The organism is Streptomyces sp. NBC_01268 (assembly GCF_036240795.1).
In the GTDB taxonomy this organism is placed as follows: domain Bacteria; phylum Actinomycetota; class Actinomycetes; order Streptomycetales; family Streptomycetaceae; genus Streptomyces.
In genome coordinates this window covers 6572997-6597204 of the sequence record NZ_CP108454.1, presented here as the reverse complement: position 1 = coordinate 6597204, position 24208 = coordinate 6572997, and the positions used below count along the sequence as shown (strand labels likewise).

At 73.1% G+C, this 24208-nt stretch carries 21 protein-coding genes; 5 read left to right on the top strand and 16 right to left on the bottom strand.

Annotation, left to right across the window (positions count from 1 at the left end; translation table 11 throughout):
• Positions 1-36: 36 nt before the first annotated feature.
• From OG309_RS29585 to OG309_RS29555, 7 genes are all read right to left on the bottom strand, one after another.
• Positions 37-1905, bottom strand: a complete 1869-nt coding sequence (locus OG309_RS29585; RefSeq protein WP_329425417.1) for an acyl-CoA synthetase — start codon at positions 1903-1905, stop codon at positions 37-39.
• The gene (locus tag OG309_RS29580; RefSeq protein WP_329425415.1) at positions 1902-5159 is read right to left on the bottom strand and encodes an FAD/NAD(P)-binding protein; all 3258 of its coding nucleotides are present in this window, start codon (positions 5157-5159) and stop codon (positions 1902-1904) included. Before OG309_RS29580 ends, OG309_RS29585 begins: the two co-directional genes overlap by 4 nt.
• The gene (locus OG309_RS29575; RefSeq protein WP_329425413.1) at positions 5156-5650 is read right to left on the bottom strand and encodes a cobalamin B12-binding domain-containing protein; all 495 of its coding nucleotides are present in this window, start codon (positions 5648-5650) and stop codon (positions 5156-5158) included. Before OG309_RS29575 ends, OG309_RS29580 begins: the two co-directional genes overlap by 4 nt.
• Before the next feature lie 413 nt (positions 5651-6063).
• Entirely contained in the window at positions 6064-6495 is a 432-nt protein-coding gene (locus OG309_RS29570) for a cupin domain-containing protein (RefSeq protein WP_329425411.1), read from the bottom strand.
• On the bottom strand, positions 6488-7399 hold the full coding sequence (locus tag OG309_RS29565; protein ID WP_329425409.1) for a sulfurtransferase: 912 nt from the start codon (positions 7397-7399) through the stop codon (positions 6488-6490). Before OG309_RS29565 ends, OG309_RS29570 begins: the two co-directional genes overlap by 8 nt.
• Before the next feature lie 5 nt (positions 7400-7404).
• The gene (locus tag OG309_RS29560) at positions 7405-7920 is read right to left on the bottom strand and encodes an HPP family protein (RefSeq protein ID WP_329425407.1); all 516 of its coding nucleotides are present in this window, start codon (positions 7918-7920) and stop codon (positions 7405-7407) included.
• A gap of 11 nt (positions 7921-7931) precedes the next feature.
• The gene (locus OG309_RS29555) at positions 7932-9488 is read right to left on the bottom strand and encodes a vanadium-dependent haloperoxidase (RefSeq protein WP_329425405.1); all 1557 of its coding nucleotides are present in this window, start codon (positions 9486-9488) and stop codon (positions 7932-7934) included.
• 648 nt (positions 9489-10136) lie between these two features.
• Between OG309_RS29555 and OG309_RS29550 the strand changes: the two genes are divergently transcribed.
• From OG309_RS29550 to OG309_RS29535, 4 genes are all read left to right on the top strand, one after another.
• The gene (locus OG309_RS29550; RefSeq protein ID WP_329425403.1) at positions 10137-10646 is read left to right on the top strand and encodes a hypothetical protein; all 510 of its coding nucleotides are present in this window, start codon (positions 10137-10139) and stop codon (positions 10644-10646) included.
• 102 nt (positions 10647-10748) lie between these two features.
• Positions 10749-11900, top strand: a complete 1152-nt coding sequence (locus tag OG309_RS29545; protein WP_329425401.1) for an acyl-CoA dehydrogenase family protein — start codon at positions 10749-10751, stop codon at positions 11898-11900.
• Positions 11901-11928: 28 nt separating this feature from the next.
• A complete protein-coding gene (locus tag OG309_RS29540) occupies positions 11929-12723 on the top strand; it encodes an electron transfer flavoprotein subunit beta/FixA family protein (RefSeq protein ID WP_329425400.1) in 795 nt (264 codons plus the stop codon).
• Between the two features lie 33 nt (positions 12724-12756).
• On the top strand, positions 12757-13713 hold the full coding sequence (locus OG309_RS29535) for an electron transfer flavoprotein subunit alpha/FixB family protein (RefSeq protein ID WP_329425398.1): 957 nt from the start codon (positions 12757-12759) through the stop codon (positions 13711-13713).
• Between the two features lie 86 nt (positions 13714-13799).
• On the opposite strand, the gene OG309_RS29530 is transcribed toward OG309_RS29535, so the two are convergent.
• The 6 genes from OG309_RS29530 to OG309_RS29505 form a co-directional block, all read right to left on the bottom strand.
• Positions 13800-14195: a Zn-ribbon domain-containing OB-fold protein gene (locus OG309_RS29530; protein WP_329425396.1), complete on the bottom strand. Its 396-nt coding sequence runs from the start codon at positions 14193-14195 to the stop codon at positions 13800-13802.
• Between the two features lie 118 nt (positions 14196-14313).
• Positions 14314-15006: a TetR family transcriptional regulator gene (locus OG309_RS29525; RefSeq protein ID WP_329425394.1), complete on the bottom strand. Its 693-nt coding sequence runs from the start codon at positions 15004-15006 to the stop codon at positions 14314-14316.
• A gap of 58 nt (positions 15007-15064) precedes the next feature.
• The gene (locus OG309_RS29520) at positions 15065-15826 is read right to left on the bottom strand and encodes an SDR family NAD(P)-dependent oxidoreductase (protein WP_329425393.1); all 762 of its coding nucleotides are present in this window, start codon (positions 15824-15826) and stop codon (positions 15065-15067) included.
• Between the two features lie 39 nt (positions 15827-15865).
• Positions 15866-16441, bottom strand: a complete 576-nt coding sequence (locus OG309_RS29515; RefSeq protein WP_402547172.1) for a GNAT family N-acetyltransferase — start codon at positions 16439-16441, stop codon at positions 15866-15868.
• Entirely contained in the window at positions 16416-16820 is a 405-nt protein-coding gene (locus OG309_RS29510) for a hypothetical protein (protein WP_329425389.1), read from the bottom strand. Before OG309_RS29510 ends, OG309_RS29515 begins: the two co-directional genes overlap by 26 nt.
• Before the next feature lie 107 nt (positions 16821-16927).
• Positions 16928-18073, bottom strand: coding sequence for an acyl-CoA dehydrogenase family protein (locus OG309_RS29505; protein ID WP_329425387.1), 1146 nt, complete (start codon positions 18071-18073; stop codon positions 16928-16930).
• A 130-nt stretch (positions 18074-18203) separates the two neighbouring features.
• Here OG309_RS29505 and OG309_RS29500 point away from each other — a divergent pair, with 130 nt between their 5' ends.
• On the top strand, positions 18204-18809 hold the full coding sequence (locus tag OG309_RS29500; RefSeq protein ID WP_329425386.1) for a TetR/AcrR family transcriptional regulator: 606 nt from the start codon (positions 18204-18206) through the stop codon (positions 18807-18809).
• A gap of 131 nt (positions 18810-18940) precedes the next feature.
• On the opposite strand, the gene OG309_RS29495 is transcribed toward OG309_RS29500, so the two are convergent.
• The 3 genes from OG309_RS29495 to pucD all read right to left on the bottom strand — a co-directional run bounded on the left by OG309_RS29495 (position 18941) and on the right by pucD (position 24206).
• Positions 18941-20077, bottom strand: coding sequence for an XdhC family protein (locus OG309_RS29495; RefSeq protein ID WP_329425384.1), 1137 nt, complete (start codon positions 20075-20077; stop codon positions 18941-18943).
• 44 nt (positions 20078-20121) lie between these two features.
• The gene (locus OG309_RS29490) at positions 20122-21588 is read right to left on the bottom strand and encodes an NCS2 family permease (RefSeq protein WP_329425381.1); all 1467 of its coding nucleotides are present in this window, start codon (positions 21586-21588) and stop codon (positions 20122-20124) included.
• A 212-nt stretch (positions 21589-21800) separates the two neighbouring features.
• Positions 21801-24206 (bottom strand): xanthine dehydrogenase subunit D, encoded by a 2406-nt coding sequence (gene pucD, locus OG309_RS29485; protein WP_329425380.1) that lies wholly within the window; start codon positions 24204-24206, stop codon positions 21801-21803.
• Positions 24207-24208: the final 2 nt, after the last annotated feature.

The window sequence follows — 24208 nt, the reverse complement described above, 5'->3', positions numbered from 1 at the left end:
GCCGCCCCCTGACCACCCCCCGGGCGCAGGGCGCCCCTAGGCGACCACCCCGCCACCCGGGCGCAGGGCGCCCCGGCGGACCTTGCCCGAACGGGTACGGGGCAGCCGCGGCACCAGGTCCACGCCGTGCGGCACGAACACCGGGGCCAGCCGCTTCGCGGCGAGCGCGATCAGCTCCCGCTCCAGGAGCTCGGGCGGATAGGCGTTGCGGGCCTCGACCACCGCGTACGGGGCCAGGCCGCCGAACTCGTCCCGGCAGGGGATCACGGCCGCGTCCGCGACCGCCGGATGCGTGCGCAGGACCGCCTCGATCTCCATCGGGGAGACCCGGTGCCCGTACGACTTGAACACCTCGTCCATCCGCCCGAGCAACCGGATCGACCCGTCGGCACAGCGCTCGCCCCGGTCACCCGTGCGGTAGAGGCCGTCCGCGAAGACGGCCGCGGTACGGGCGTCCGCGACGGCGGCCGCCCCGTCCGCAGGGCCACGGTCGGCGCCGCCGGCCCCGTCACCCCCGTCCTCCCCGGCCCCCTTGTCTTCCCTGTCCTCCCCGGCCCCCTTGTCTTCCCTGTCCTCCCCGGCCCCCTTGTCTTCCCTGTCCTCCCTGTCCACCCTGTCCACGTATCCCCGCATCAGCCCCGGCGGGCGCTCCGTCAGGTCCACGCACACCTCCCCCGCATCCCCCACCAGACCGGTCTCCGGGTCGCGCAGCACGATGCGGTAGCCCGGCAGCGGGTGGCCCAGCGGGGAGAGCGGGGACGGGGTGTCGGGGGCGCGCCCGATGAGGGCGGTGGCCTCCGTCTGGCCGTAGCCGTCCCTGACCCGTACCCCCCAGGCCGACTCGATCCGGTCCGTCACCTCCGCCGTCAGTGGCTCCCCCGCCGCCGTCGCCTCCCGCAGCCGGGGCGCGCCCCGGCCGTCCGTCACGTACGGGAGCAACGCCCGCCAGGCGCTCGGCGGGGCGCAGAGGCTGCTGATCCGCTGGGTGGTGAGGACGCCGGGCAGCACGGACGGTGGGAGGCCGCCGTCCGGGGGCGCGACGACCGTGGCACCGGCCGTCCAGGGGACGAAGAAGCTGGACCAGGAGTGCTTGGCCCAGCCGGGCGCGGACAGGTTGAGGTGCCGGTCGCCGGGGTGCAGCCCGCTCCAGTACAGGCTGGAGAGGTGCCCGACGCCGTAGCCGGCGTGGGAGTGCTCGACCAGCTTCGGCAGCGAGGTGGTGCCGGAGGTGAAGTAGCAGAAGGACGGATCGGCCGAGCGGGTCGGGCCGGCAGGAAGGAAGGGCCGGCGCCGGTCGGGATCGCGGGTGTCGGGGTACGCCGTCCAGCCGTGCAGCCCCGCCGCCCCCGGCGCCATCCGCAGGCCGGGCACCGGCAACTCGCCCATCAGGTAGACGAGTTCGGGTGAGCAGACGACGTGCCTGATGCCGCCCCGCGCGATCCGGTCGGCGGCCTCGTCGCGGGTGAGGTCCTGGTAGCCGGGGACGACGACCGCACCCAGCTTGATGCAGCCGAGGAGCGTCTCCCAGAGTTCCGTGCGCGTGCCGAGCAGGATCAGCACCCGGTCGCCGCGCACCACCCCCGCCTCCGCCAGCGAGACGGCCACCTCGTCGGAGCGGGCGGCGAGTTCGGCGAAGGTGACCCGGTCGGCCACCGGCACGGAGCCGTCCGGGGCCGGGCGGCCGAGGATCTCCAGGGCGGTCCGCTCGTTGCCCTCCGCGACGACGTCGAACCACTCCAGGGCCCAGTTGAAGTGCGGGGCGCGCGGCCACCGGAAGGCGGCCGAGGCCGCCTCGCGGTCGCCGCGCAGCCGCAGCAGCAGGTCCCGGGCGGCCCGGTACTCCTCGTGGGCCGCCGTCGCACGGTGCTCGGCGTACGCGGCACCGTGCCCTGTCGTGACGCTCATTCCGCCCCTCCCATCAGCGCCGCGGCGATCGCGTCGGCGTCCTTGGTGAAGGAACCCCACGGGCCGGGGCGCCCGCTGCCCACCTGGGTGAACCAGCGGGTGTGCTCGCTCGGGATGCCGAGCACATGGGTGGCCCGGTCCGGCTCCCCGTCCGCGCCGACCGGGTGGAACGGCGCGTCCGTGCAGTCCATGCCGCCCGTGGCGAACTCCGACGTGCCGCCCTCGGGCCGTTCGACCGCGTTGACGAAGGACCGGATCCGCCCGTCGGCCAGCAGGCCGCGGATCAGCGGATCGCGGTCCGCGGTGATGTCGGTGCCGGGGACGCGCGCGTCGATGAGGACGTCGAGCGGCGTCCACGAGTTCTCCACCTGCGCCGACTCGACCGTGAAGCGGCCCTCGACGGGATCGGTGCCGAACCGGGCGCCCGGGCCGACCGGTTCGAGCACGCCGGCCGCGAGGAGCGCGAGGAACTGCTCGGACCGCAGCTGCGGCGGCCCCGTCGACACCAGCGAGGCGACCGGCCCGAACGCGGTGAGGAACCAGCGGTGCGAGTCCGGGGTGAGCCCGCCGAAGTCGACGACCCCGCGGATGGTCTGCCGCACGTCCCGCAGGACGTCCGCCGCCGCCTTCATCGGGCCGTCCGCGTTGCCGAGCCGTGCGTCGCCGAGATCGGCGCGCAGCCACTCGGTGAGCACCTTGTGGAACTCGGAGGGCGAGCCGAACCGGCGGTCGCCGAACGGGCGGGCCAGGGCGTCGAGTCCGGTCAGCGGCAGCGGGTCGACCCGGTAGCCGGCGGCGAGCCGCTGGAGCACCGGGAGCTCCGGCGTCAGGGCCAGCGCCTCCTCCGCCCGCTCGGTGAACTCGCGCGCCGCGTCGGGTCCGTGGACCTGCCGGATGCGGGTGGCGAGCAGCACCGTGTTCACCTCGGCGAGCAGCCACGGCAGCACGGACCGCTCGAAGTCGAGCGGCGCGTGCTCGGCGCGCAGCCGCGTCATCCGCTCGGGGGTGAAGAGCACCGGGCGGTAGCGGTGGCCGGGCTCCTTCTGGTTGAGGCCGCGGGTCAGCACCGGCACCCCGCCCCGCGAACCGGCGTGGATCCGCGGCTCCTTGCCGCTCGGCAGGTAGCGCAGCCCGTCGCCGCCCTCCGTGAACGTGCCGCCGCGCCCCAGGGTGAGCTCGGCCAGCACGTCGTAGAAGGTGAGCCCCATGCCGATGACGCCGACGCGGGCGCCCGCCGGGATGTCGGCCAGCTCGCTCTCGTCGGCGGAGCCGCCGGGCACGTACCGGACGGGGCGGGCGGGCGTCGAGTGGGTGCGGGCGAACCGCGTCCACGCGCGCTGCCGCGCGTCGGGTTCGTTGACGGGGTGGCCGGTGGTGAGGACCAGCCGGTCGACGGTGAGGACGTCGCCGCGGTCGAGCCGCAGCCGGTGCGTCCCCTCGCCGACGGCGCCGAAGGGGCCGGCGGCGGCGCCTTCGGCCGGCTCCACGCGGTCCGCGCAGATCACCCGGGCCGGGACGCGGTGCACGGTCAGGCACGGCGGCAGGGTCGCCTCGACGCGCTCCATCACGTACGCGAGGTAGCGGCCGTAGACCCGGCGCGGCGCGTAGCCCTCCGGTTCCGCGTGCTCGGGGTCGTCCTCGGCCCACCACTCGGCGAGGCTGGGGCCCGCGCCGGGCCGGTGCGGGCCGGCGTCGGTCGGGCCGGAGAACATGGTGACCTCCTGCGCCGGGGTGTTCATCAGGAACCACGGCGACTGGTCCGTGCGCCAGATCCGGCCCACTCCCGTCTCGTACGGATCGATCGCGTACACCTCGATCCGGCGCCCCGGCGGGCGCTCCGCGCAGTGGGCGGCGAGCCGTTCCAGTACGGACAGGCCGCGCGGTCCCATGCCCGCGAAGGCCACCCGCAGCGGCGGGCGGACCGGGTCCGCGAGGCAGCGCTGCACCGGCGGCGGGGCGGGCTCGGGCGGCGGGTCGGTCTCGGCCGCCAGGTCGTGCTCGCGGGCGACCCGGCCGAGCATCCCGGCGAGCTGACGCGAGGTCATCGGGGTGGTCCTCCGGCTGGTGGTGAGCAGCGGCAGGGCGCCCAGGTCGGTCCACTGGAGCCGGCCGTCCGCGGCGACGGCCGAGCGGGCCTCGCCCCGGTTGTCCGGGTGCAGACAGAACGGGACGTCGAGCAGGCCCCGGTCGAAGGCCTTCAGGAGCGCGACGCCGAGGTCGTCGGAGAGCGCGAGGACGGCGCCGACCAGGGCGCGGGCCTCGGCCAGGATCTCCTCCGCGTCCGCCCCGCCCGCGGCCGGCGGACCGGCGACGTGCGGCCGGGCGCGGGCGGCGCGGGCCGCGTCGGCGGCCACCCTCAGCGCGGTCAGGTTCTCCTCGACGGTGGGGATGCGGTGTGCCTCGGTCTCGGTCTTCACGATGAGGCGCTGCGCCCCGCCGCGTACGGCGAGTTCGGCGCTGCGGCGCAGCAGCAGCCGGGCGCCGGGCACGGTCCGCGGGTAGACGCCCATGTACGTGTAGAGCACGACGTGCCGGTCCACGGTGGGCGGCAGGAGTTCGTCGGCGAGCCGCCGCAGCGCGGCGAGCGCGCCCGCGTCCTGGGCGGCGTGGGTCTGCTGGGCGTACGAGAGGGAGACGCTGGTGGCGCCGTTCGCCACGAAGAAGAGGCACTCCAGGACGGAGACGGCGACGAGCAGGGACGGCGGGCAGAGCTGGCCGAGGAGGCAGCCGCCGAAGGACTCCAGGTGGGCGCGGCGGCCCTGGTTCCGGCTCTCCTCGGTGAGGAACTGCACGGAGTCGCGCCAGGCGGCGACGGACTCGGCGAGCGGGGTGCGCCCGTAGGGCAGGCAGTACGAGACGGGGCCGCCCTCGCTCGCGGCGAGTCCGGCGGCGGTCATGGTGCGGAAGATGGCCATCGGGTCGGCGGAGCCGTGCCGGACCTGGACGGGGGTGCGCCGGCCGGCGGCGGAGGCGACCCGGGCGGTGGTCTTGGGCCCGTGGCTGACCAGCGGGAACCCGTTGAGGGGCTGGCCGGTGCGCAGGGCCGCGGTGGCGGCGGCGTGGTCGCCGACGCGGGTGTAGCTGTCGATGGTCAGGGTGGCCACGGTCCGCTCGGGGAGGTCGGCGACGGCGGTGACGCCGGCGGCCATGTCCTCGGGGGAGACCATGCCCATACGGGGCTGGACGACGAGTTCTCCGGCCTGGGCGGCCTCTTGGACGAACGCGCCGAGATCGGGCTGCGCGGCAAGGGTCACGCCGCGGCCCGCCCGGTACACGCGCCTCTCGGCCTGGCGGCCGGCACCGCGGGCGTCCTGCCGGTCTCACCGAGCCGCCGCAGCAGGGCGGTGGGGGCGGTGCCGTCGGGGTACACCTCGTCGTATCCGGCGTCGAGGAGTTCGGCGGTGCGCTGTTCGGCGCCCTCGGGCGAGATGCCGAGGAGGCCGCCGATGACCATCGGGATGTCCTGGGTGCGCCGGTCCGCGCGCAGGGCCCGCGCGGCGCGCAGGCCGTCCTGGTGGCCGTGTCCGTTGACGGAGGACAGGACGACCAGGTCGGGGTTGGTCATCCGGGCGGTGTCGACGAGCAGCCGCTCGGGCACGCACGGTCCGAGGTTGAGCACGGAGTGCCCGTGCTCCTCCAGGAACAGCTGGAGGTGGACGAGGTTCCAGGTGTGCGCGTCGGACGATCCGGTGGTGAGCAGGACCCGGCGCGGACTGTCGCTGTCCGGACTGTACGAGGGGTGCATGGTGGCTCCAATGACGGTGCGGATGCGGAGTGGTGCGGGCCGTGCGAGGCGTGCGGGGCCTGCCGTACCGCCGGCACGGCCGGTGCGGCTCGTGCGGCCGGCCGGGGCGTACCGGCCGTACGGCTCGGCTCGTGCGGGGCGTGCGGCTCATGCAGGGCATGCAGGGCATGTCGGCCGTGCGGCTCGCGCGGCTCGTGCAGGGCGTGCAGGGCGTGCAAGGCGTGCAGGGGCGCGCCGGCCGTACGCCTCGCGGCCCCGTACGGGGCGGCGGAGGTGTGGCGGGTGCGCCCTGGGCGGCCCGGGCCGGACGGCCGGGCCCCGGATCGGGGGCCCGGCGTCGGGCCGTGGCGTCGGGCCGCGGGCCGGGCCGCCGCGTCGGGCGGCTGTGCCGGACGGCGGGGCCGGCCGTGGTGTCAGGCCGCGTCGGCGGGTGCGCCCGCGCCCACGCCGGTGGTGATCTCGCCGGGCTGCGGCGTCCGTGCGGACGCCGGGCGGGCGCGGACCGCGAGGACGGTGCAGCCGGTCTCGCTGGACATCTGGTGGCGGGTGCCCGGCTCCTCGATCACCAGGTCGCCGCGGTGGAAGCGGCGCCCGTCGCTGTGGTCGAGGGTGCCGTCGAGGACCAGCATCAGCTCGTGGCCCAGGTGCTCGTGGAAGTCGCCGTGCGCACCGGGCGGGAAGCGGAGCAGGAGGGACGCGGAGTCCTCCTCGCCGGCGTGGCCGGGGCCCCACAGGACGACGAACTCGACGCCCTCGCGGCCGGGTTCGGTCCAGGGCACCCAGGGCAGGTCGGTCTGCTCGAAGCCGTTGCGCAGGACATCGCGGAAGACGGTGACGTCAGGCACGGGCGGTGACCTCCGAGGGTGCGCGCTGGGCGACGACGGACGGGATGCCGTCGGGGCCCCAGGGCTGGGGTCCGTTGACGATGGGCGCGCCGATCAGCGAGCCGAACTCCCGCCAGGCGCCGTCGTAGTTGCGCACGTCGCGCAGGCCGAGCAGCTCGTGCAGGACGAACCAGCTGTGGGCGGAGCGCCAGCCGACCCGGCAGTAGACGACGGTGGGACGGTCGGTGGGCAGGACGCCGTAGGCGGCGCGCAGCTCCTCGTCGTCGCGGAAGGTGCCGTCGGGGTGGATGGCGGTGTGCCAGGGCAGGTGGTCCGCGGAGAGGGCGTGGCCGCAGCGGACGCCGATGTCCTCGGGGACGCCGGGCGGGGTGTTGCTCTGCCCGAGGTACTCCTCCAGGGAACGGACGTCGAGCAGGGTGCGGCGGCCGATGTGGTCGAGCAGGTCGTCGCGGCGGGCCCGGATGGACTCGTCGGGGCCCGCGGGCACGGGGTAGTCGGCGCGGGGCCGTTCGGGCGCCTCGGGGGTGAGGGCGCCGCCGATGGCCTCCCAGCGGGCGCGCCCGCCGTCGAGGAGGCGCAGCTCGCGGTGGCCGTAGAGGCGGAACTGCCAGTAGCCGGCGGCGGCCCACCAGTTGTTGTTGCCGCTGTAGAAGACGACGGTGTCGTCGGGGCCGATGCCGTGCCGGCCGAGGAGGTCCGCGAAGGCCTCCGGGCCGATGACGTCCCGGCGTACCGGGTCCTGGAGGTCGCCGGTCCAGTCGAGGCGCACGGCGCCGGGGATGCGGCCCTGGCGGCCGCCGCCGTCGTTGCCGCCGTCGGTGATCTCGACCAGGACGGGGCCGTCGCTCTGCCCGAGGCGGGCCTGGAGGGCTTCGGCGCTGACGAGGAGGGTGTCTCGGGTCATCGGGCTCACCACCAGTACGTCGGGTATTTGGCGATCACGGCGGCCTTGGAGGCGATCAGGCCGACGAGGACGAGCAGGACGCTGCCGATCGTGAGGAGCACGAGGAAGCTCAGCGGCGCCGGGTGCTGGAGGACGGCGAGGACGGCGGTGGCCGCGGCGGGCGCGTGGACGGCGCGCAGCAGCAGCATCAGGCCGACGCTGAGGCCGGCGGCGACGGACGCGACCCACAGGTTGTGCCCGAAGACGGCGACGGCGACGAGGCCGAGGACGCCGGAGCCGACCTGGCCGAGGAGCACGTTGCGGGGCTGGGCGGGCGGCAGCGCGGGCGTGCTGCAGATGATCATCGCGGTGGCGGCGAGCGGCGCGATCATCAGGAGGTGGCCGGTGGCCTCGCCGAGGGCCACGAGGACCAGCAGCGAGACGACGGTGGCGACGGTGCCGAGGACGGTGGCCTTGGCACCTGGGAACGGCGGGGCCCCGCTGCCGGTCCTGGGCGGGGTGGCGTTCTGGGTCTGGGTCATCGTTCGTCTCCTCAGCGGTGCGTGCCGGTGAAGTAACACTCGGCCTGGCGGTACACGACCCGGCCGATCCGGTGGCCCATCTCGATGCCGGGCTCGTTGTCGAAGCTCCAGTGCATGCCGCCGTACACCCGGGAGATGCCGGCCTGGCGGGCGGCCTCGCTGAAGGTGGGCCAGGTGAGGACGGTGTCGGTGCGCGGGGTGAGACCGGGCTCGACGGTGGAGGCGCCCGCCTTGAAGCGGTACGAGTCGCCGAAGGCGTCGGTGCCGGTGAAGCGGCGCAGGAACTCGGCGGCGGCGCCGGAGAAGGTGCTGTGTCCGGAGACGGTGGCCGGGAACGGCGGCACGGCCACGTACGCCTGCCAGTCGACGCCGTCCATGGCGACGGTGCCGAGGCCGGGGCCGCCCCAGGCCTGGATGCGCTGGCCGCGGCGGTCGTACGGGATGAGGGTGGAGGGCCGCGCGAAGTCGTACTGGGCCTTGACCGCCCAGGAGCCGATCGCGGCGTCGCACTCGGCCATGTTGAGGCCGAAGAACAGCTTGGCGTCCTCGTCGACGTCGTGTCCGTCACGGGCGGAGACGAAGCGGCCCCACATCTGCTGGGCGCCGGGCGGGGTGACGTCGTCGTTGAGCCAGAACTCCGCTATGCACTTCTGCTCGTCCGTCAGGTTCGCGCTGATGTCGAGGAGTTCCTCGATCGCGGCGGTCATCCGGACCGAGGGGTAGGCGGGCGGCGCGGCGACCGTGAACTGGTCGGGGCGGCTGAGCGCGAAGGGCTTCATGACGGCGAACTGCGGGGTGAGGTAGCGCTGGGTCTTGCCCCCGACGATCAGCGGGCTCCAGTGCTCCGGCGACACGACGATCGACGGGTCGAAGGAGCCGGCGGTCTGCGGCGGGTTCTTCGACTGGTAGCCGGTGGTGTCGCCGTACGCGGGGGTGCCGAGCTGGTTGGCGCCGTCGCCGTGGCGGTAGGCGAGGACGGCCTGGGCGGTGCGGCGGCCGATCCACGCGGGACTCTTCGGGGCCGGGTCGGTGAGCGCCGGGTCGTAGCCGAGGCTGCTCAGCATCGAGTCGATGGCGACCTTGTACTCGGGGAAGAGGTCGAGCAGGGCCAGGTGGGCGGCGTAGCTGATGGCCTCGTTCTTGTTGTCGAGGGTGCGCTCGGCGCGGGGGCGGCGCAGGGAGCCGCCGTAGCGGGTGCCGCCGGCGACCCGGTCGTAGCAGGCCCAGGCGTCGTAGATGCAGTTGTGGATGATCGCGAGGGCGCGGGCGTTGACGGTCGCGGGGCCGAAGCGGTTGCCGGCGGCCTGGTAGCGGCCCAGGATCGCGTCCATGGCGGCCTGGTTCCAGCGCACCACGACGCTGGGCTCGGCGCCGGCGCCGGGCGCCCGGCGGCCGGTGCGGGTCTCCGCCTCGAACTGCGCGACGGGGGCCGCCGCCCAGGCCGTGCTGGTCCCCGAGGCGAGCGCGAAGGCGCCCGCCGCGGCGGCGGAGGCGGTGAGCACCCGGCGCCGGGTCAGCGGCGTGCGGGCCGCGGGGGTGGTCGGGGTGGAGACGGGTCGCTGAGACATCCCTGGATTCCTTCGCGTGTGGTGCGGGGCGGGAGCGGATCAAACGGTCAAACACAGTTCGAACAGAGCTCAGGCTGGCGAGATCTGATCGTGTGGGGCAACGGCCTATCGGCTTCTTCCATCGGAGGCATGCAAGGAGTCGATGGGCGTCGCCTCGGCCCCGGCGAGTGGCTAGCGTGGGTCGGCACCGGGCGCTGTCGGCCCCGTCGGTGCGCGGCCGGCCGCGCGTCCGCAGGACCGATGCGCCACGCCGCCGAGCGGACGGGTACGCCGTACCGCCAGGGCGTGGCACCCGGTCCCGTCCCCAGGGCGGGGCGCACCGCCGGGGGTCACGCCCGTTGGCCGGTTCCCGACCCTGGAGTACCGGCGGCTCCGAGGCTCCGGCAGGCCCTCTCCCCCTGCCCCGGCCCCGGCACCCGCACTCGGTGCCCCGGCACCGCGCAGCCCGCACCACCGACCCGGTCGCCCGGGTCCACCCCGGTCATCCCGGCCACCCCGGCCACCCTCCGTTCCGGAGGGGCGTCGTGGGCCGCCGGCCGCCGGACGCTCCCCACAGGACACGCGGCCCCGACCTGCCCCGGGCCGTCGGCGCCGCGCGTCCGCCCCGACCTCACCGATCCCGCACCGATCCGTCTGGAGTGGCCGCGCATGACCGTTTCCTCGCAGCTGACCCCGTCCACCCGCACCCCCGCCGGCCCGACCGGCCCGACCGACACGACTCCCCCGGCGTCGCCCGCCGCCCTCTTCGAGCGGTTCGCGCCGCGCCTGCACCGGTACGGCCTGGTGCTGCTGCGGGCCGGCCTCGGCGGGGTCTTCGTCTGGTTCGGCGTCCTGAAGGCGATCGGGCTCAGCCCGGCGGCGCAGCTCGTCGTCGACGTCATGCCGTTCGACACGGGCGGCTGGTTCGTCCCCGCGCTCGGCTGGGTCGAGATCGTCCTCGGCGTGTGGCTGATCGCCGGGCGGGGGCAGGCCGCGCTGCTGCCCGTGCTCGGCGGGCACCTGCTCGGCACCTTCGCCGTGCTGCTCGTCACCCCGCAGCTGGCGTTCGACCACTCCAATCCGCTGCTGCTGACGATGGTGGGCGAGTTCGTGGTGAAGAACGTGGTGCTGTTCGCGGCGGCGGTGGTCCTGACGACCCGGCCGCGCCGCGCCGTCTGAGTGGTCCGGCCCCCTGGCCACTGGCGTCATGGCACTGAGTGTGTTTTGCTGAGGGTACTCAGTGCCAAAGTGCCACAAGCATTGCTAGGGGAGCCCCAGACCATGGCCAAGGACTTCGACCTGTATCGCCTGTCGGAGGAGCACGACATGCTCCGTGAGACGGTCCGTGCGCTGGCGGAGGCGAAGATCGCGCCGTTCGCCGCGGCGGTGGACGAGGAGGGCCGGTTCCCCCAGGAGGCCCTGGACGCGCTGATCGCGGCCGACCTGCACGCCGTCCACGTCCCCGAGTCCTACGGCGGCGCGGGCGCCGACGCGCTGGCCACGGTGATCGTGATCGAGGAGGTCGCCCGCGCGTGCGGTTCCTCCTCGCTGATCCCCGCGGTCAACAAGCTGGGCTCGCTGCCGGTCGTGCTGTCCGGCTCGGAGGAGCTGAAGGCCACGTACCTCGGCCCGCTCGCCAAGGGCGACGCGATGTTCTCCTACGCGCTGTCCGAGCCCGACGCGGGCTCGGACGCCGCCGGCATGAAGACCCGCGCGGTACGCGACGGCGACTTCTGGGTCCTCAACGGCGTCAAGCGGTGGATCACCAACGCCGGCGTCTCCGAGTACTACACCGTGATGGCCGTCACCGACCCGGACAAGCGCTCCAAGGGCATCAGCGCCTTCGTCGTCGAGAAGAGCGACGAGGGCGTCTCCTTCGGCGCCCCGGAGAAGAAGCTGGGCATCAAGGGCTCCCCGACCCGCGAGGTCTACCTCGACAACGTCCGCATCCCCGCCGACCGCATGATCGGCGCCGAGGGCACCGGCTTCGCCACCGCCATGAAGACCCTCGACCACACCCGCATCACCATCGCCGCCCAGGCCATCGGCATCGCCCAGGGCGCCCTCGACTACGCCAAGGGCTACGTCAAGGAACGCAAGCAGTTCGGCAAGCCCATCGCCGACTTCCAGGGCATCCAGTTCATGCTCGCCGACATGGCCATGAAGCTCGAAGCCGCCCGCCAGCTCACCTACGCCGCCGCCGCCAAGTCCGAACGGCTCGACGGCGACCTGACCTTCTTCGGCGCCGCGGCCAAGTGCTTCGCCTCCGACGTCGCCATGGAGGTCACCACCGACGCCGTCCAGCTCCTCGGCGGCTACGGCTACACCCGCGACTACCCCGTCGAGCGCATGATGCGCGACGCCAAGATCACCCAGATCTACGAAGGCACCAACCAGGTCCAGCGCATCGTCATGGCCCGCAACCTCCCGTAACCACCCGCCCGTTGAAAGGAGACAGGCCGTGACCCTGAAGATCGCTGTCTGTGTGAAGTACGTTCCCGACGCCACCGGCGACCGCGGTTTCGCCGACGACCTGACGGTCGACCGCGACGACGTGGACGGGCTGCTCTCGGAGCTCGACGAGTACGCGGTCGAGCAGGCCCTGCGGATCTCCGAGGAGGCCGACGACGCCGAGGTCACCGTGGTCACGGTCGGCCCCGACGACGCCAAGGACGCGCTGCGCAAGGCGCTGTCGATGGGCGCGGACAAGGCCGTGCACGTCAACGACGACTCCATCCACGGCTCGGACGTCATCGGGACCTCCGCGATCCTCGCCAAGGCCCTGGAGAAGACCGGCTTCGACCTGATCGTCTGCGGCATGGCCTCGACGGACGGCACCATGGGCGTGCTGCCGGCCCTGCTCGCCGAGCGTCTGAACCTGCCCCAGGCGACCCTGCTCTCCGAGGTGTCGGTCGAGGGAGGCCCCACCGGTACGGTCAAGGGCCGCCGCGACGGCGACGCCGCCAGCGAGCAGCTGGAGGCCCCGCTGCCGGCCGTCGTCTCGGTCACCGACCAGTCGGGCGAGGCGCGTTACCCCTCCTTCAAGGGGATCATGGCCGCCAAGAAGAAGCCGGTCGAGGAGCTGGACCTGGACGACCTCGGCATCGACGCCGACGAGGTCGGCCTCGCGGGCTCCTGGACCCTCGTCGAGTCGGCGGACGCCCGCCCGGCCCGTACGCAGGGCACGATCGTCACGGACGAGGGCGACGGCGGCAAGCAGCTCGCCGCGTTCCTCTCCGCCCAGAAGTTCATCTGACCCACCGTCACCATCCCTCAGGAGCAAGGAATCATGGCTGAGATCCTGGTTCTCGTGGACCACGCCGACGGTGCGGTCCGCAAGCCGGCCCTCGAACTGCTGACCCTGGCCCGCCGCATCGGCGAGCCCTCGGCCGTCGTGCTCGGCGCCGGGGAGGCCGCGGCCTCCGTCGCCGCGAAGGCCGGCGAGTACGGCGCGGCGACCGTGTACGTCGTCGACGGCCCCGAGTTCGACGAGCAGCTCGTCGTGCCGAAGGTCGACGCGCTCACCCAGATCGCCAAGGACAAGGGCGTCGCCGCCGTCCTGGTGACCTCCTCCGGCGAGGGCAAGGAGGTCGCGGCGCGCGTGGCGCTGCGCCTGGGCTCGGGCCTGATCACCGACGCGGTGGAGCTGGAGGCCGGCGCGAACGGCCCGGTCGCCACCCAGTCGGTCTTCGCCGCCTCATACCAGGTGAAGTCGGCCGTCTCGCACGGCGTTCCGGTCATCACCGTCAAGCCGAACTCCGCCGCCCCGGAGGCCGCTCCGGCCGCGGGCGCGGTCGAGAACGCCTCCGTCGCCTTCACCGGCAACGCGGCCAAGGTCGTCTCGCGCACCCCGCGGGTCTCCACCGGCCGCCCGGAGCTGACCGAGTCGGCGATCGTGGTCTCCGGCGGCCGCGGTGTCGGCGCGGCCGAGGGCTTCGCGGTCGTGGAGAAGCTGGCCGACTCGCTCGGCGCGGCCGTCGGCGCCTCGCGCGCCGCGGTGGACGCGGGCTGGTACCCGCACTCCAACCAGGTGGGCCAGACCGGCAAGCAGGTCTCCCCGCAGCTGTACGTAGCGGCGGGCATCTCCGGCGCGATCCAGCACCGGGCCGGCATGCAGACCTCGAAGACGATCGTCGCGGTGAACAAGGACGCGGAGGCGCCGATCTTCGACCTGGTCGACTACGGCGTGGTGGGCGACCTGTTCGAGGTGCTGCCGCAGCTCACGGACGAGATCGGCGCGCGCTGACGCCGAGGTCATACGAAAGGGGGGCGGGTGGCACTCTGTGCCACCCGCCCCCCTTTCGCGATGTCCTCGAACCCGCGCGGTCCGCTTCAGAACCAGCCGTCCAGGGCGACCTCCTCGCAGAGCCGGACGACCGGCCTGCGTCCCACGCCGAGGGTTCCGGGGGCGAGCCTGACCCGGACGCCCGGGCGCACCGCGTGCGGCGGCCCGTCGACCCGGCAGCGCACGACGAAGCCCTCGGCCATGTGCACCGGCCAGAGGTCGGCCTCGGCGGCGGTGAAGCCGCGCCGCACCGATATCACGCCTTCTCCGGCGCTGAGTTCGGGAGCGAGGTCGGTCGACCCGCAGGTGGGGCAGAGCAGGCGCTGGAAGGTGGTGTTGTGGCACCAGCGGCAGCGCTGGAAGTGGAGCTCGGGCTCGGCGGCCGATTCCTCGACGAGGACGGCGGTCCCGCTGCGCAGACCCGTGGATCCGGTGTGGAACACGATGCTTCTCCTAGCACTCGGCGGCTCGACCGTGCAGGGAGCAAACATATGGCACTCAGTGCCAGCAAATAAAGACCTGAGTTCCCTCATTTGACGATACTGAGATCCCCGCGTGTCCCTAACTCTCCCCGAGGCTCGACTCCACCTCGCGCACCACGCGCCACATCGGGGTGGAGCGCTTCGTGATCACCACGACCACGTCGTCGTCGCCCTCGACCGGGGCCGCCGCCTCCGGGCTCCAGGTCTCCCGGACGAACTCCAGGGCCCGGTCCACCTCGGCCAGCGGGTCGCCCTCGCCGCCCGAGCGCAGCCAGTGGCGCAGCGCGTGGTTGTGCGCGGCCACGACGGCCGCCGCGACCACGTTGGCCCGCAGGGTGCCGTCGCGGCGGTCGGCGAACCGGGTGCGGAGGTAGTCGCCGAGGGTCTTCTCGTACCGCCAGACCACCGACAGTTCGTACGTCCGCAGGCCGGTCACCTCGCGGGTGAGGCGGTAGCGCTGGACGGAGAAGGTGGGGTTCTCGGCGTACATCCGCATGACGAGCCGGGTGGCCTCGCAGACCCGGACCAGCGGGTCGTCGGTGTCCTCGCTCGCGGCGAGGAACTCGGTCATGTCGGCCAGGCTCTGCTCGTGGTCGGGGAAGACCACGTCCTCCTTGGACGGGAAGTACCGGAAGAAGGACCGCCGGCCCACCCCGGCCGTCTTCACGATGTCGTCGATCGTGGTCTGCTCGTAGCCGCGTTCCAGGAAGAGCTGGAAGGCCGCCGCGACGAGGGAGTCACGCATCGAGGGCTTGACGGGGTGGGTGCTCATACCCCGGAATTTAGCACTCGGATCCCTCACGCGGCGGCACTTGGTGCCATCGCAGTGGTCAGCGGGCGGCCATGCGCAGGGCGCCGTCCATCCGGATGGTCTCGCCGTTGAGGTAGTCGTGCTCGGCGATCATGGTGACCAGGCGGGCGTACTCCTCCGGGCGGGCGAGCCGCTGGGGGAAGGTGACGCTCGCGGCGAGCCCGGCCCGGATCTCGTCGCTGAAGCCGGCCATCATCGGGGTGTCGACGATGCCGGGGGCGACCGTGACGACCCGGATGCCGTACTGGGCGAGGTCCCGGGCGGCGGTGACCGTCATCCCGGCGACGCCGGCCTTGGAGGCCGCGTACGCGATCTGGCCGATCTGCCCCTCGAAGGCCGCGATGGAGGCGGTGTTGACGACGAGTCCGCGCTGCCCGTTCTCGTCGGGCTCCCGGCGGGCGATGGACTCGGCGGCGAGCCGCAGCACGTTGAAGGTGCCGACCAGGTTGACGTCCAGGACGGTCCGGAAGAGCTCCAGGTCGTGCGGGCCCTTGCGACCGAGGAGCCGCGCCGAGGGGGCGATGCCCGCGCAGTTGACCGCGAGCCGCAGCTCGGCGCCGTCGTCGTCGATCCGCGCGAGCGCCGCCCGGACCTGCTCCTCGTCGGTGACGTCGGCGGCGATCAGGGTGACCCCGTCCACCCCGCCCTCGGCCCCGGCGACGGCCTTGTCGAGGTCGAGGCCGTAGACGGTGGCCCCCTTCGCGGCGAGCGCGGCGGCGGTGGCGGCCCCGAGCCCCGAGGCGGCACCGGTGACGAGTGCGGCGGAACCAGCGATGTCCATGGATCTCCTTGTGTTCACGTGCGTCTGCTGACAGCGGCCTTACAGCGGCCTGCTCATGAAGAGGGCGGTCTCGCCCTCGCTCGCCGTCCCCCGGTAGAGGGTGGTGTCGAGCCCGCAGAGCTCGAACCCCATCCGGCGGTAGGCACGGACGGCGGGCGCGTTCACGTTCGTCACCTCCAGCCACGCGGTGCGCGCGCCGAGGCTCCGCCCGTAGGCGCAGGCCCGCTCCATCAGGGCCCGGCCGACGCCGGCGCCGCGGTGCGTGGGCGCGACGGCGAGGGTGTGGACGACGAGGCGCCGGTTCCACTCCTCCACGCCGACGGCGACGAAGCCGCGCACCAGTCCGGCGTCGACGGCGACCTCGACGTGCAGGTCCCCGGAGCCCGCGGCGTCCTCGTCGTCCTCCTCGGGGAAGACCTTGACGAGCGGCGGGTCGACCGGGGTCTCCGTCAGCCTGAACCCGTCCCCGTCGGCAAGGACCTCGTACACCCGGTCCGTGGTGAAGGAGTCGTCGATCGCCTCGATCGCCGCCCGGTCGGCCGGCTCCGCCGCCCGGTAGACGAGCGGCGGAGCGGACGGCGGGGCGGGACTACTTCCATTCCCAGATCTTCGCAGTGGCCTTACCGCTTTCTTCCGTCTCGAACTCGAACACGCCGGCGATCGTGTGGAGCCGGCTGAACGCCTCGGCGTCGGTGTCGAAGAAGATCGCGCCACGCCAGTGCACCGTGCCCGCTTCGTCGAGACGCCCGACGCCGGAGCCGTGCCAGGTGATCGTGGCACCGCCCTGCGCCATGATGACGCCCTGGCCTTCCCCGAAGAGCGTGCCGTCGGGGCCCATGGCCGATTCGTACGTCCCCATGTCCTTGACCCCGACGCCCAGCAGTGTGCCGGTCGCCGCGAACGAGGCTTCGAGGACGGGATGCCCGCCGTCGGTGGACAGCACCCGGATGCCCGTGGTCTCTCCCTGTTCCTCACCGATCAGGTCGCCCAGCATGATGGGACTCCTCTCCGGTCACGACGGTGGGGGTCCCCCGGGCGGAGCCGGGGAGAAGTCCCCCTTCCGGACTACGCCCGTCGGGGTGGCCCGGCAACCGGAACGGGTCAGGCCTTCAGCTGCCGGCTGATGACCAGCCGCTGGATCTGGTTGGTGCCCTCGAAGATCTGCATGATCTTGGCCTCGCGCATGTACCGCTCGACCGGGAAGTCCCGGGTGTAGCCGTAGCCGCCGAGCACCTGGACGGCGTCCGTGGTGACCTTCATCGCCGTGTCCGTGGCGATCAGCTTGGCCGCGCTGGCCTGGCGGCTGAAGGGACGGCCCAGGTCGCGGCGGCGGGCCGCGTCGAGGTAGGTGGCGCGCGCCGCGTCGACGGCGGCGGCCATGTCGGCGAGGAGGAAGCCCAGGCCCTGGTGGTCGACGATCTTGCGGCCGAAGGTGCTGCGCTCGTTGGCGTACGCGACGGCGGCGGACAGTGCGGCCTGGGCGAGGCCGGTGGCGCAGGCGGCGATGCCGAGGCGGCCCGAGTCGAGGGCGCTGAACGCGATCTGGAGGCCCTGCCCCTCGTCGCCGATGCGCCGGTCGGCGTCGACGAGGGCACCGTCCCAGTGGGCGGAGGTGGTGGGGACGGCCTGGAGGCCCATCTTGCGCTCGGGCTTGCCGAAGGTGAGGCCCTCGGTCTCGCCCGGGGCGAGGAAGCAGGAGATGCCGTGGCTGCCCGGCGCGGTGCGGGCGAAGAGGGTGTAGAAACCCGCCTTGCCGCCGTGGGTGATCCACGCCTTGTTGCCGGTGACCCGGTAGGCGGCCCCGTCGTCGGTGAGCTCGGCCTTGCAGGAGAGCGCGGCGGCGTCGGAGCCGGCCTGCGGCTCGGAGAGGCTGTAGCCGCCGATGCGGCGCCCCTCGAGCATCTCGGGCAGCCAGCGCTCCTTCTGCTCCGGGGTGCCGAAGGAGTGCAGCGGGTGGCAGGCGAGGGTGTGCACGCTGGTGGCGACGGCGACGGCGGCCCAGCGGGCGGCGAGCTCCTCCAGGACCTGGAGGTACACCTCGTAGGGCTGGCCTCCGCCGCCGAACTCCTCGGGGTACGCGAGACCGAGCAGCCCGGCTCCGCCGAGGGTCGCGAACAGGCCTTCCGGGTACGTCTCGGCGGCCTCGTGCTCGTCGACGCGGGGCGCGAGCTCCTTGTCGGCGATCTCCCGCGTGAGGGCGATGAGGTCCGCGGCTTCGGGGGTGGGAAGCAGGCGGTCGACATCCATGGCGACTCCAGTCAGGACACGAGCTGGTACCGCGAAACGGTACTGCAAGGGGTACGGCAGTACCGGTGAGAGTAGCGCAGATGGGTGCCGGAGTAACCCCCCGAACGAGTCGACCCGGCATACTGTTCGGGTGATCGAGACCTCAGCCGCCGACGCACCCAAGCTCACGGGGCGGGGCGCCGCCCGCCGCTCCGAGCTCTTCGAGAAGCTGGTGACGCTGCTCGTCGGCGAGGGTTTCGCCCAGCTGACCCTGGACGACCTCGCGGCCCGGCTGCACTGCTCCAAGCGCACCCTGTACGGCCTGGCCGGCAGCAAGGAGCAGCTGGTCCGGGCCGCCGTCGTGCACTTCTTCCGGCGTGCGACCGTCCGCGTCGAGGCGGTCCTGGCCGCCGCGACCGGCCCGGCGGAACGCCTGGCCGCCTACCTGCGCGCCGTCTCCGCGGAACTGGCCCCGGTCTCCCCGCGCTTCTTCGACGACGTGGCCGCCTTCGAGCCGGCCGCCGAGGTGTACGAGCGCAACACGCGCGCGGCGGCCGGCCGGGTCCAGGAGCTCATCGAGGAGGGCGTGACGGCCGGCGTCTTCCGCGAGGTGCACGTGAGCTTCGCCGCCGACGTCATCTCCTCGGTCATGGTCCGCATCCAGCGCCGCCAGGTCGCCACCGCGACCGGCCTCGCCGACGCCGAGGCCTACGACCAGCTGGCGGAACTCCTGCTCAACGGCCTGCGCCGGGGCTGACCCCCGCACCCCCGTACACGCGCGGAGCTCGCACGGGCACCCCGGTCTCCCGGGGTGCCCGTGCGAGCTCTGCCGGACCGACGGCGGGGACGGCCCGGCGCCCCGCCCGCGCGCCCCCGCGGTGCGGGTGGTCAGGCCACCGAGCCGAGCCGGCCGGCCGGTTCGCGCGGGCCGTCGTGGTGGATCGGGGTGTGCGCTCCGGTGAGCGCGGCGCCGCTGCCGCCGCGGCGGTCGGCGACGATCTCGGCTCCGATGGACAGCGCGGTCTCCTCCGGCGTACGGGCCCCGAGGTCGAGGCCGATCGGGGAGCGCAGCCGGGCGAGTTCGAGTTCGGTGACGCCGACCTCGCGCAGGCGCTTGTTGCGGTCCTCGTGGGTGCGGCGGGAGCCCATGGCGCCGACGTAGGCGACGGGCAGCTTGAGCGCGGCCTGGAGGAGCGGGACGTCGAACTTGGCGTCGTGGGTGAGGACGCACAGGACGGTGCGGGCGTCGACGTCGGTGGTGGCGAGGTAGCGGTGGGGCCAGGCGACGACGATCTCGTCGGCCTCGGGGAAGCGCAGCTCGGTGGCGAAGACCGGGCGGGCGTCGCAGACGGTGACGTGGTAGCCGAGGAACTTGCCGACCCGGACCAGTGCGGACGCGAAGTCGATGGCACCGAAGACGATCATGCGCGGGGCGGGGACGGAGGACTCCACGAGGAGGGTCAGCGGCTGTCCGCAGCGGCTGCCGTCCTCGCCTATCCCGACGGTCCCGGTGCGGCCCGCGTCGAGCATCGCGCGGGCCTCTGCGGCGGCGGTGCGGTCGAGCTCCGGGTGGCCGCCGAGCGCACCCTCGTACGAGCCGTCGGGGTGGACCAGGAGCGCCCGGCCCCTCAGGTCCTCGGGTCCCTCGACGATCCGGGCGAGGGCGGCCGCCTCGCCGGAGACGGCGGCCGCGAGCGCGGCGGGGTAGACCCCGCCGCGGACCGGGGTGACGAGGATGTCGATGATCCCGCCGCAGGTCAGGCCCACGGCGAAGGCGTCCTCGTCGCTGTAGCCGAAGCGCTCGACGACCGTGCGGCCGTCCTCCAGCGCCTGCCGGCACAGCTCGTAGACGGCTCCCTCCACACATCCGCCGGAGACCGATCCGATCGCCGTGCCCTCGCTGTCGACGGCGAGGGCGGCGCCCGGCTGCCGGGGCGCGCTCCCGCCGACCGCCACCACGGTGGCGACGGCGAACTCGCGTCCCTGCTCGACCCACCGGTGCAGCTCTTCGGCGATGTCCAGCATCTCGAACTCCTCGGATTGTTGTGTGGAGGGCGACGTTACGGGCGTCAGCCGACGCCCAGCCAACTCTCGATCGGATGGATCGCGAAGTAGATGACGAAGACGGCCGTCAGCGCCCACATGAAACCGCCGACCTCCCTCGCCTTGCCCTGCGCGCTCTTGATGACCACGTAGGAGATGACGCCGGCCGCGACACCGGTGGTGATGGTGTACGTGAAGGGCATCAGGACCACGGTGAGGAACACCGGGATCGCGACGGAGCGGTCGCTCCAGTCGACGTGCTTGGCGTTCTGCATCATCATCGAGCCGATGACGACCAGGGCCGCGGCGGCGACCTCCTGCGGGACGATCGCGGTGAGCGGCGTGAAGAACAGGCACAGGGCGAAGAACGCGCCGGTGACCACGGAGGCCAGACCGGTACGGGCGCCCTCGCCGACGCCGGTGGCGGACTCGACGAAGACCGTCTGGCCCGAGGCACCGCCCGCACCGCCGAGGACGCCGCCGGCGCCGTCGATGAACAGCGCCTTGGACAGGCCCGGCATGCGGCCCTTGTCGTCGGCCAGCTTGGCCTCGGTGCCGACTCCCAGGATGGTCGCCATGGCGTCGAAGAAGCCGGCCAGCACCAGGGTGAAGACGATCATGGTGATCGTGATGTAGCCGACGTCGCCCCAGCCGCTGAAGGACACGTCTCCGATGAGCGAGAAGTCCGGGGCGGAGACGGCGCTGCCGTGCAGCTCGGGGGCGCCGGAGAACCAGGCCTTGGCCGGGATGTCGACGACCGCGTTGAGGAGGGCGGCGACGCCGGTGCCCGCGACGATGCCGATGAGGATGGCGCCGGGGATGTTGCGGGACTGCAGGGCGAAGATCAGCAGCAGGGTGAAGGCGAAGATCAGGACGGGCCAGCCTTCGAGCTCACCGGCCGGGCCGAGGGTCACGGGACCGCCGCCGGGGGCGGGGTTCTCGTGGACGAAGCCGGCCTTCACGAAGCCGATGATCGCGATGAAGAGACCGATGCCGATGGTGATGGCGTGCTTGAGCGCGAGGGGTATCGCGTTCATGATCATCTCGCGGAGGCCGGTGACCACCAGGAGACAGATCACCGCTCCGTACGCGACCGACATGCCCATGGCCTGCGGCCAGGTCATGACCGGCACGACCTGCGAGGCCATCACGCCGGAGACGCTGAGGCCCGCGGCCAGGGCGAGCGGGACCTTGCCCCAGAAGCCCATCAGGAGAGTGGTCGCGGCCGCGCAGAGCGCGGTGGCGGTGATCAGCGCGGGCTGGCTCAGGATGTTCCCGTCGACATCCTTGCCGCTGAGGATCAGGGGGTTGAGCAGGAGAATGTACGCCATCGCCATGAAGGTGGTGACGCCGCCGCGGATCTCCGTCGCGACGGTGGATCCTCTCTCCGAGATGTGAAAGTACCGGTCGAGCCAAGACCTGCCGGCGGGGTTGCGCGAGCCGTTGCCCGCGTCCTCGGCCGTGGTCTTGGGCTCCACTGACGACTGGGTCATGGGGCCTACTCCCAAGGTTCAAAGGGGCACCCGCATCAGACTTCGAAGGTGTTCTGATCTGTGAAGCTGCGGGATTTGGGAAATCAAGTGGGCTGCACGACCCGGGGGACGGCCCGAGACGAACGGGTACTACCGAGTACTGCGGTTCCCCGGACGGTGCGGGCGGGGGGAAGTGTGACGTTCCTGGGAGGCACGCACCGTCCGGAGAGGTCCTACAGGGTGCCGGTGAGCGCCTCGGGGCGGACCGGCGTCTTGTTGAGCTCCAGGCCCGTCGCGTTCCGGATCGCCGCGAGGACGGCCGGGGTGGACGACAGGGTCGGGGCCTCGCCGAGTCCCCGCAGGCCGTACGGCGCGTTGGGGTCGGCCAGTTCGAGGACGTCGACCGGGATGGTCGGCGTGTCGAGGATCGTGGGGATCAGGTAGTCCGTGAAGGAGGGGTTGCGCACCTTCGCGGTCTTCGGGTCCACGATGATCTCTTCCATCACCGCGACGCCCAGGCCCTGGGTGGTACCGCCCTGGATCTGGCCGACGACGGAGAGCATGTTGAGCGCCTTGCCGACGTCCTGGGCGGTGGCGAGCTCGATGACCTTGACCAGGCCGAGCTCGGTGTCCACCTCCACCACCGCGCGGTGCGCGGCGAAGGTGTACTGGACGTGACCGTCGCCCTGGCCGGTGACCAGGTCGAACGGCACGGTCGCACGGTGCCGGAACTCGAGTTCGAGGTCGATCGGCTCCTCGCCCTCCAGGATGTCCGCGAGGTTCGCGAGCACCTCGCCGCCGTCGGTGACGACCTTGCCGCCCTCCAGGAGCAGCTCGGCGGTCGCCCACGCGGGGTGGTAGGAGCCGTTCTTGCGGCGGCCGATCTCCAGGACCTTCTCGCGGACGGCCTCGCAGGTGTTCTTCACCGCGCCGCCGGTCATGTACGTCTGCCGGGAGGCGGACGTCGAACCGGCGGAGCCGACCTGGGTGTCGGCGGGGTGGATGGTCACCTGCGTGACGCCGAGCTCCGTGCGGGCGATCTGGGCGTGCACGGTGACACCGCCCTGGCCGACCTCGGCCATGGCCGTGTGGACCATGGCGACGGCCTCGCCGTTGATGACCTGGAGCACCACGCGGGCGGTCGAGTAGTCGTCGAAGCCCTCGGAGAAGCCGACGTTCTTGATGCCGACGGCGTAGCCGACGCCGCGGACGACGCCCTCGCCGTGCGTGGTGTTGGACAGGCCGCCGGGCAGCGCGCGGACGTCCGCGCCCTCGCCGGCGGTCTCCCACTGGCGCTCCGGCGGCAGCGGGCGGGCCTTGACCCGGCGCAGCAGCTCGGCGACCGGGGCCGGCGAGTCCACGACCTGGCCGGTCGGCATGAGCGTGCCCTGCTCCATGGCGTTGATCTGGCGGAACTCGACCGGGTCCATGCCCAGCTTGGCCGCCAGCTTGTCCATCTGCGCCTCGTACGCGAAGCACGCCTGGACCGCGCCGAAGCCGCGCATGGCGCCGCAGGGCGGGTTGTTCGTGTAGAGGGCGACCGCCTCGATCTCGACGTCGTCGACCACGTACGGGCCGGCGCCGAGCGAGGAGGCGTTGCCGACGACGGCCGGGGAGGCCGAGGCGTAGGCGCCGCCGTCGAGGACGATCCGTGCCTTGAGGTGGGTGAGCTTGCCGTCCTTGGTGGCGCCGTGCTCGTAGTGCAGCTTCGCCGGGTGGCGGTGCACGTGCCCGAAGAAGGACTCGAAGCGGTTGTAGACGATCTTTACCGGCTTGCCGGTGCGCAGCGCCAGGAGGCAGGCGTGGATCTGCATCGAGATGTCCTCGCGGCCGCCGAAGGCGCCGCCGACGCCGGAGAGCGTCATGCGGACCTTCTCCTCGGGCAGGCCGAGGACGGGGGCGATCTGCTTGAGGTCCGAGTGCAGCCACTGGGTGGCGACGTAGAGGTCGACGCCGCCGTCCTCGGCGGGCACGGCCAGGCCGGACTCCGGGCCGAGGAAGGCCTGGTCCTGCATGCCGAAGACGTACTCGCCCTCGACGATCACGTCGGCCCGCTCGCGGGCCGCCGCCACGTTTCCGCGGATGATCGGCTGGCGGTGCACGATGTTCGGGTGCGGGACGTGACCGGAGTGGTGGTCGTCGCGGCCCTCGTGGATCAGCGGCGCGTCGGGAGCGAGCGCGGAGGCCTCGTCGGTGACGACGGGCAGCTCCTTGTACTCGATCCTGATCTTGGCGGCGGCGCGGCGGGCGGTCTCCGGGTGGTCGGCGGCGATCAGCGCCACCGGCTCGCCGTGGTGCCGTACCTTGCCGTGGGCCAGGACGGGGGTGTCCTGGATCTCCAGGCCGTAGTTCTTCACCTCGGCCGGCAGGTCGTCGTAGGTCAGCACGGCGTAGACGCCGGACATCGCGACGGCCTCGGAGATGTCGATGGAGACGATCTCGGCGTGGGCGACGGTGGAGCGCAGGGTCTGGCCCCACAGCATGTCCTCGTGCCACATGTCCGAGGAGTAGGCGAACTCACCGGTCACCTTGAGGGTGCCGTCGGGGCGGAGCGTGGACTCGCCGATGCCGCCCTTCGTGTGGTTCTGGGTGACGTTCGTCGGCGTGCCCGCCGGAACGGTGCGCGTGTTCTGCGCCATGG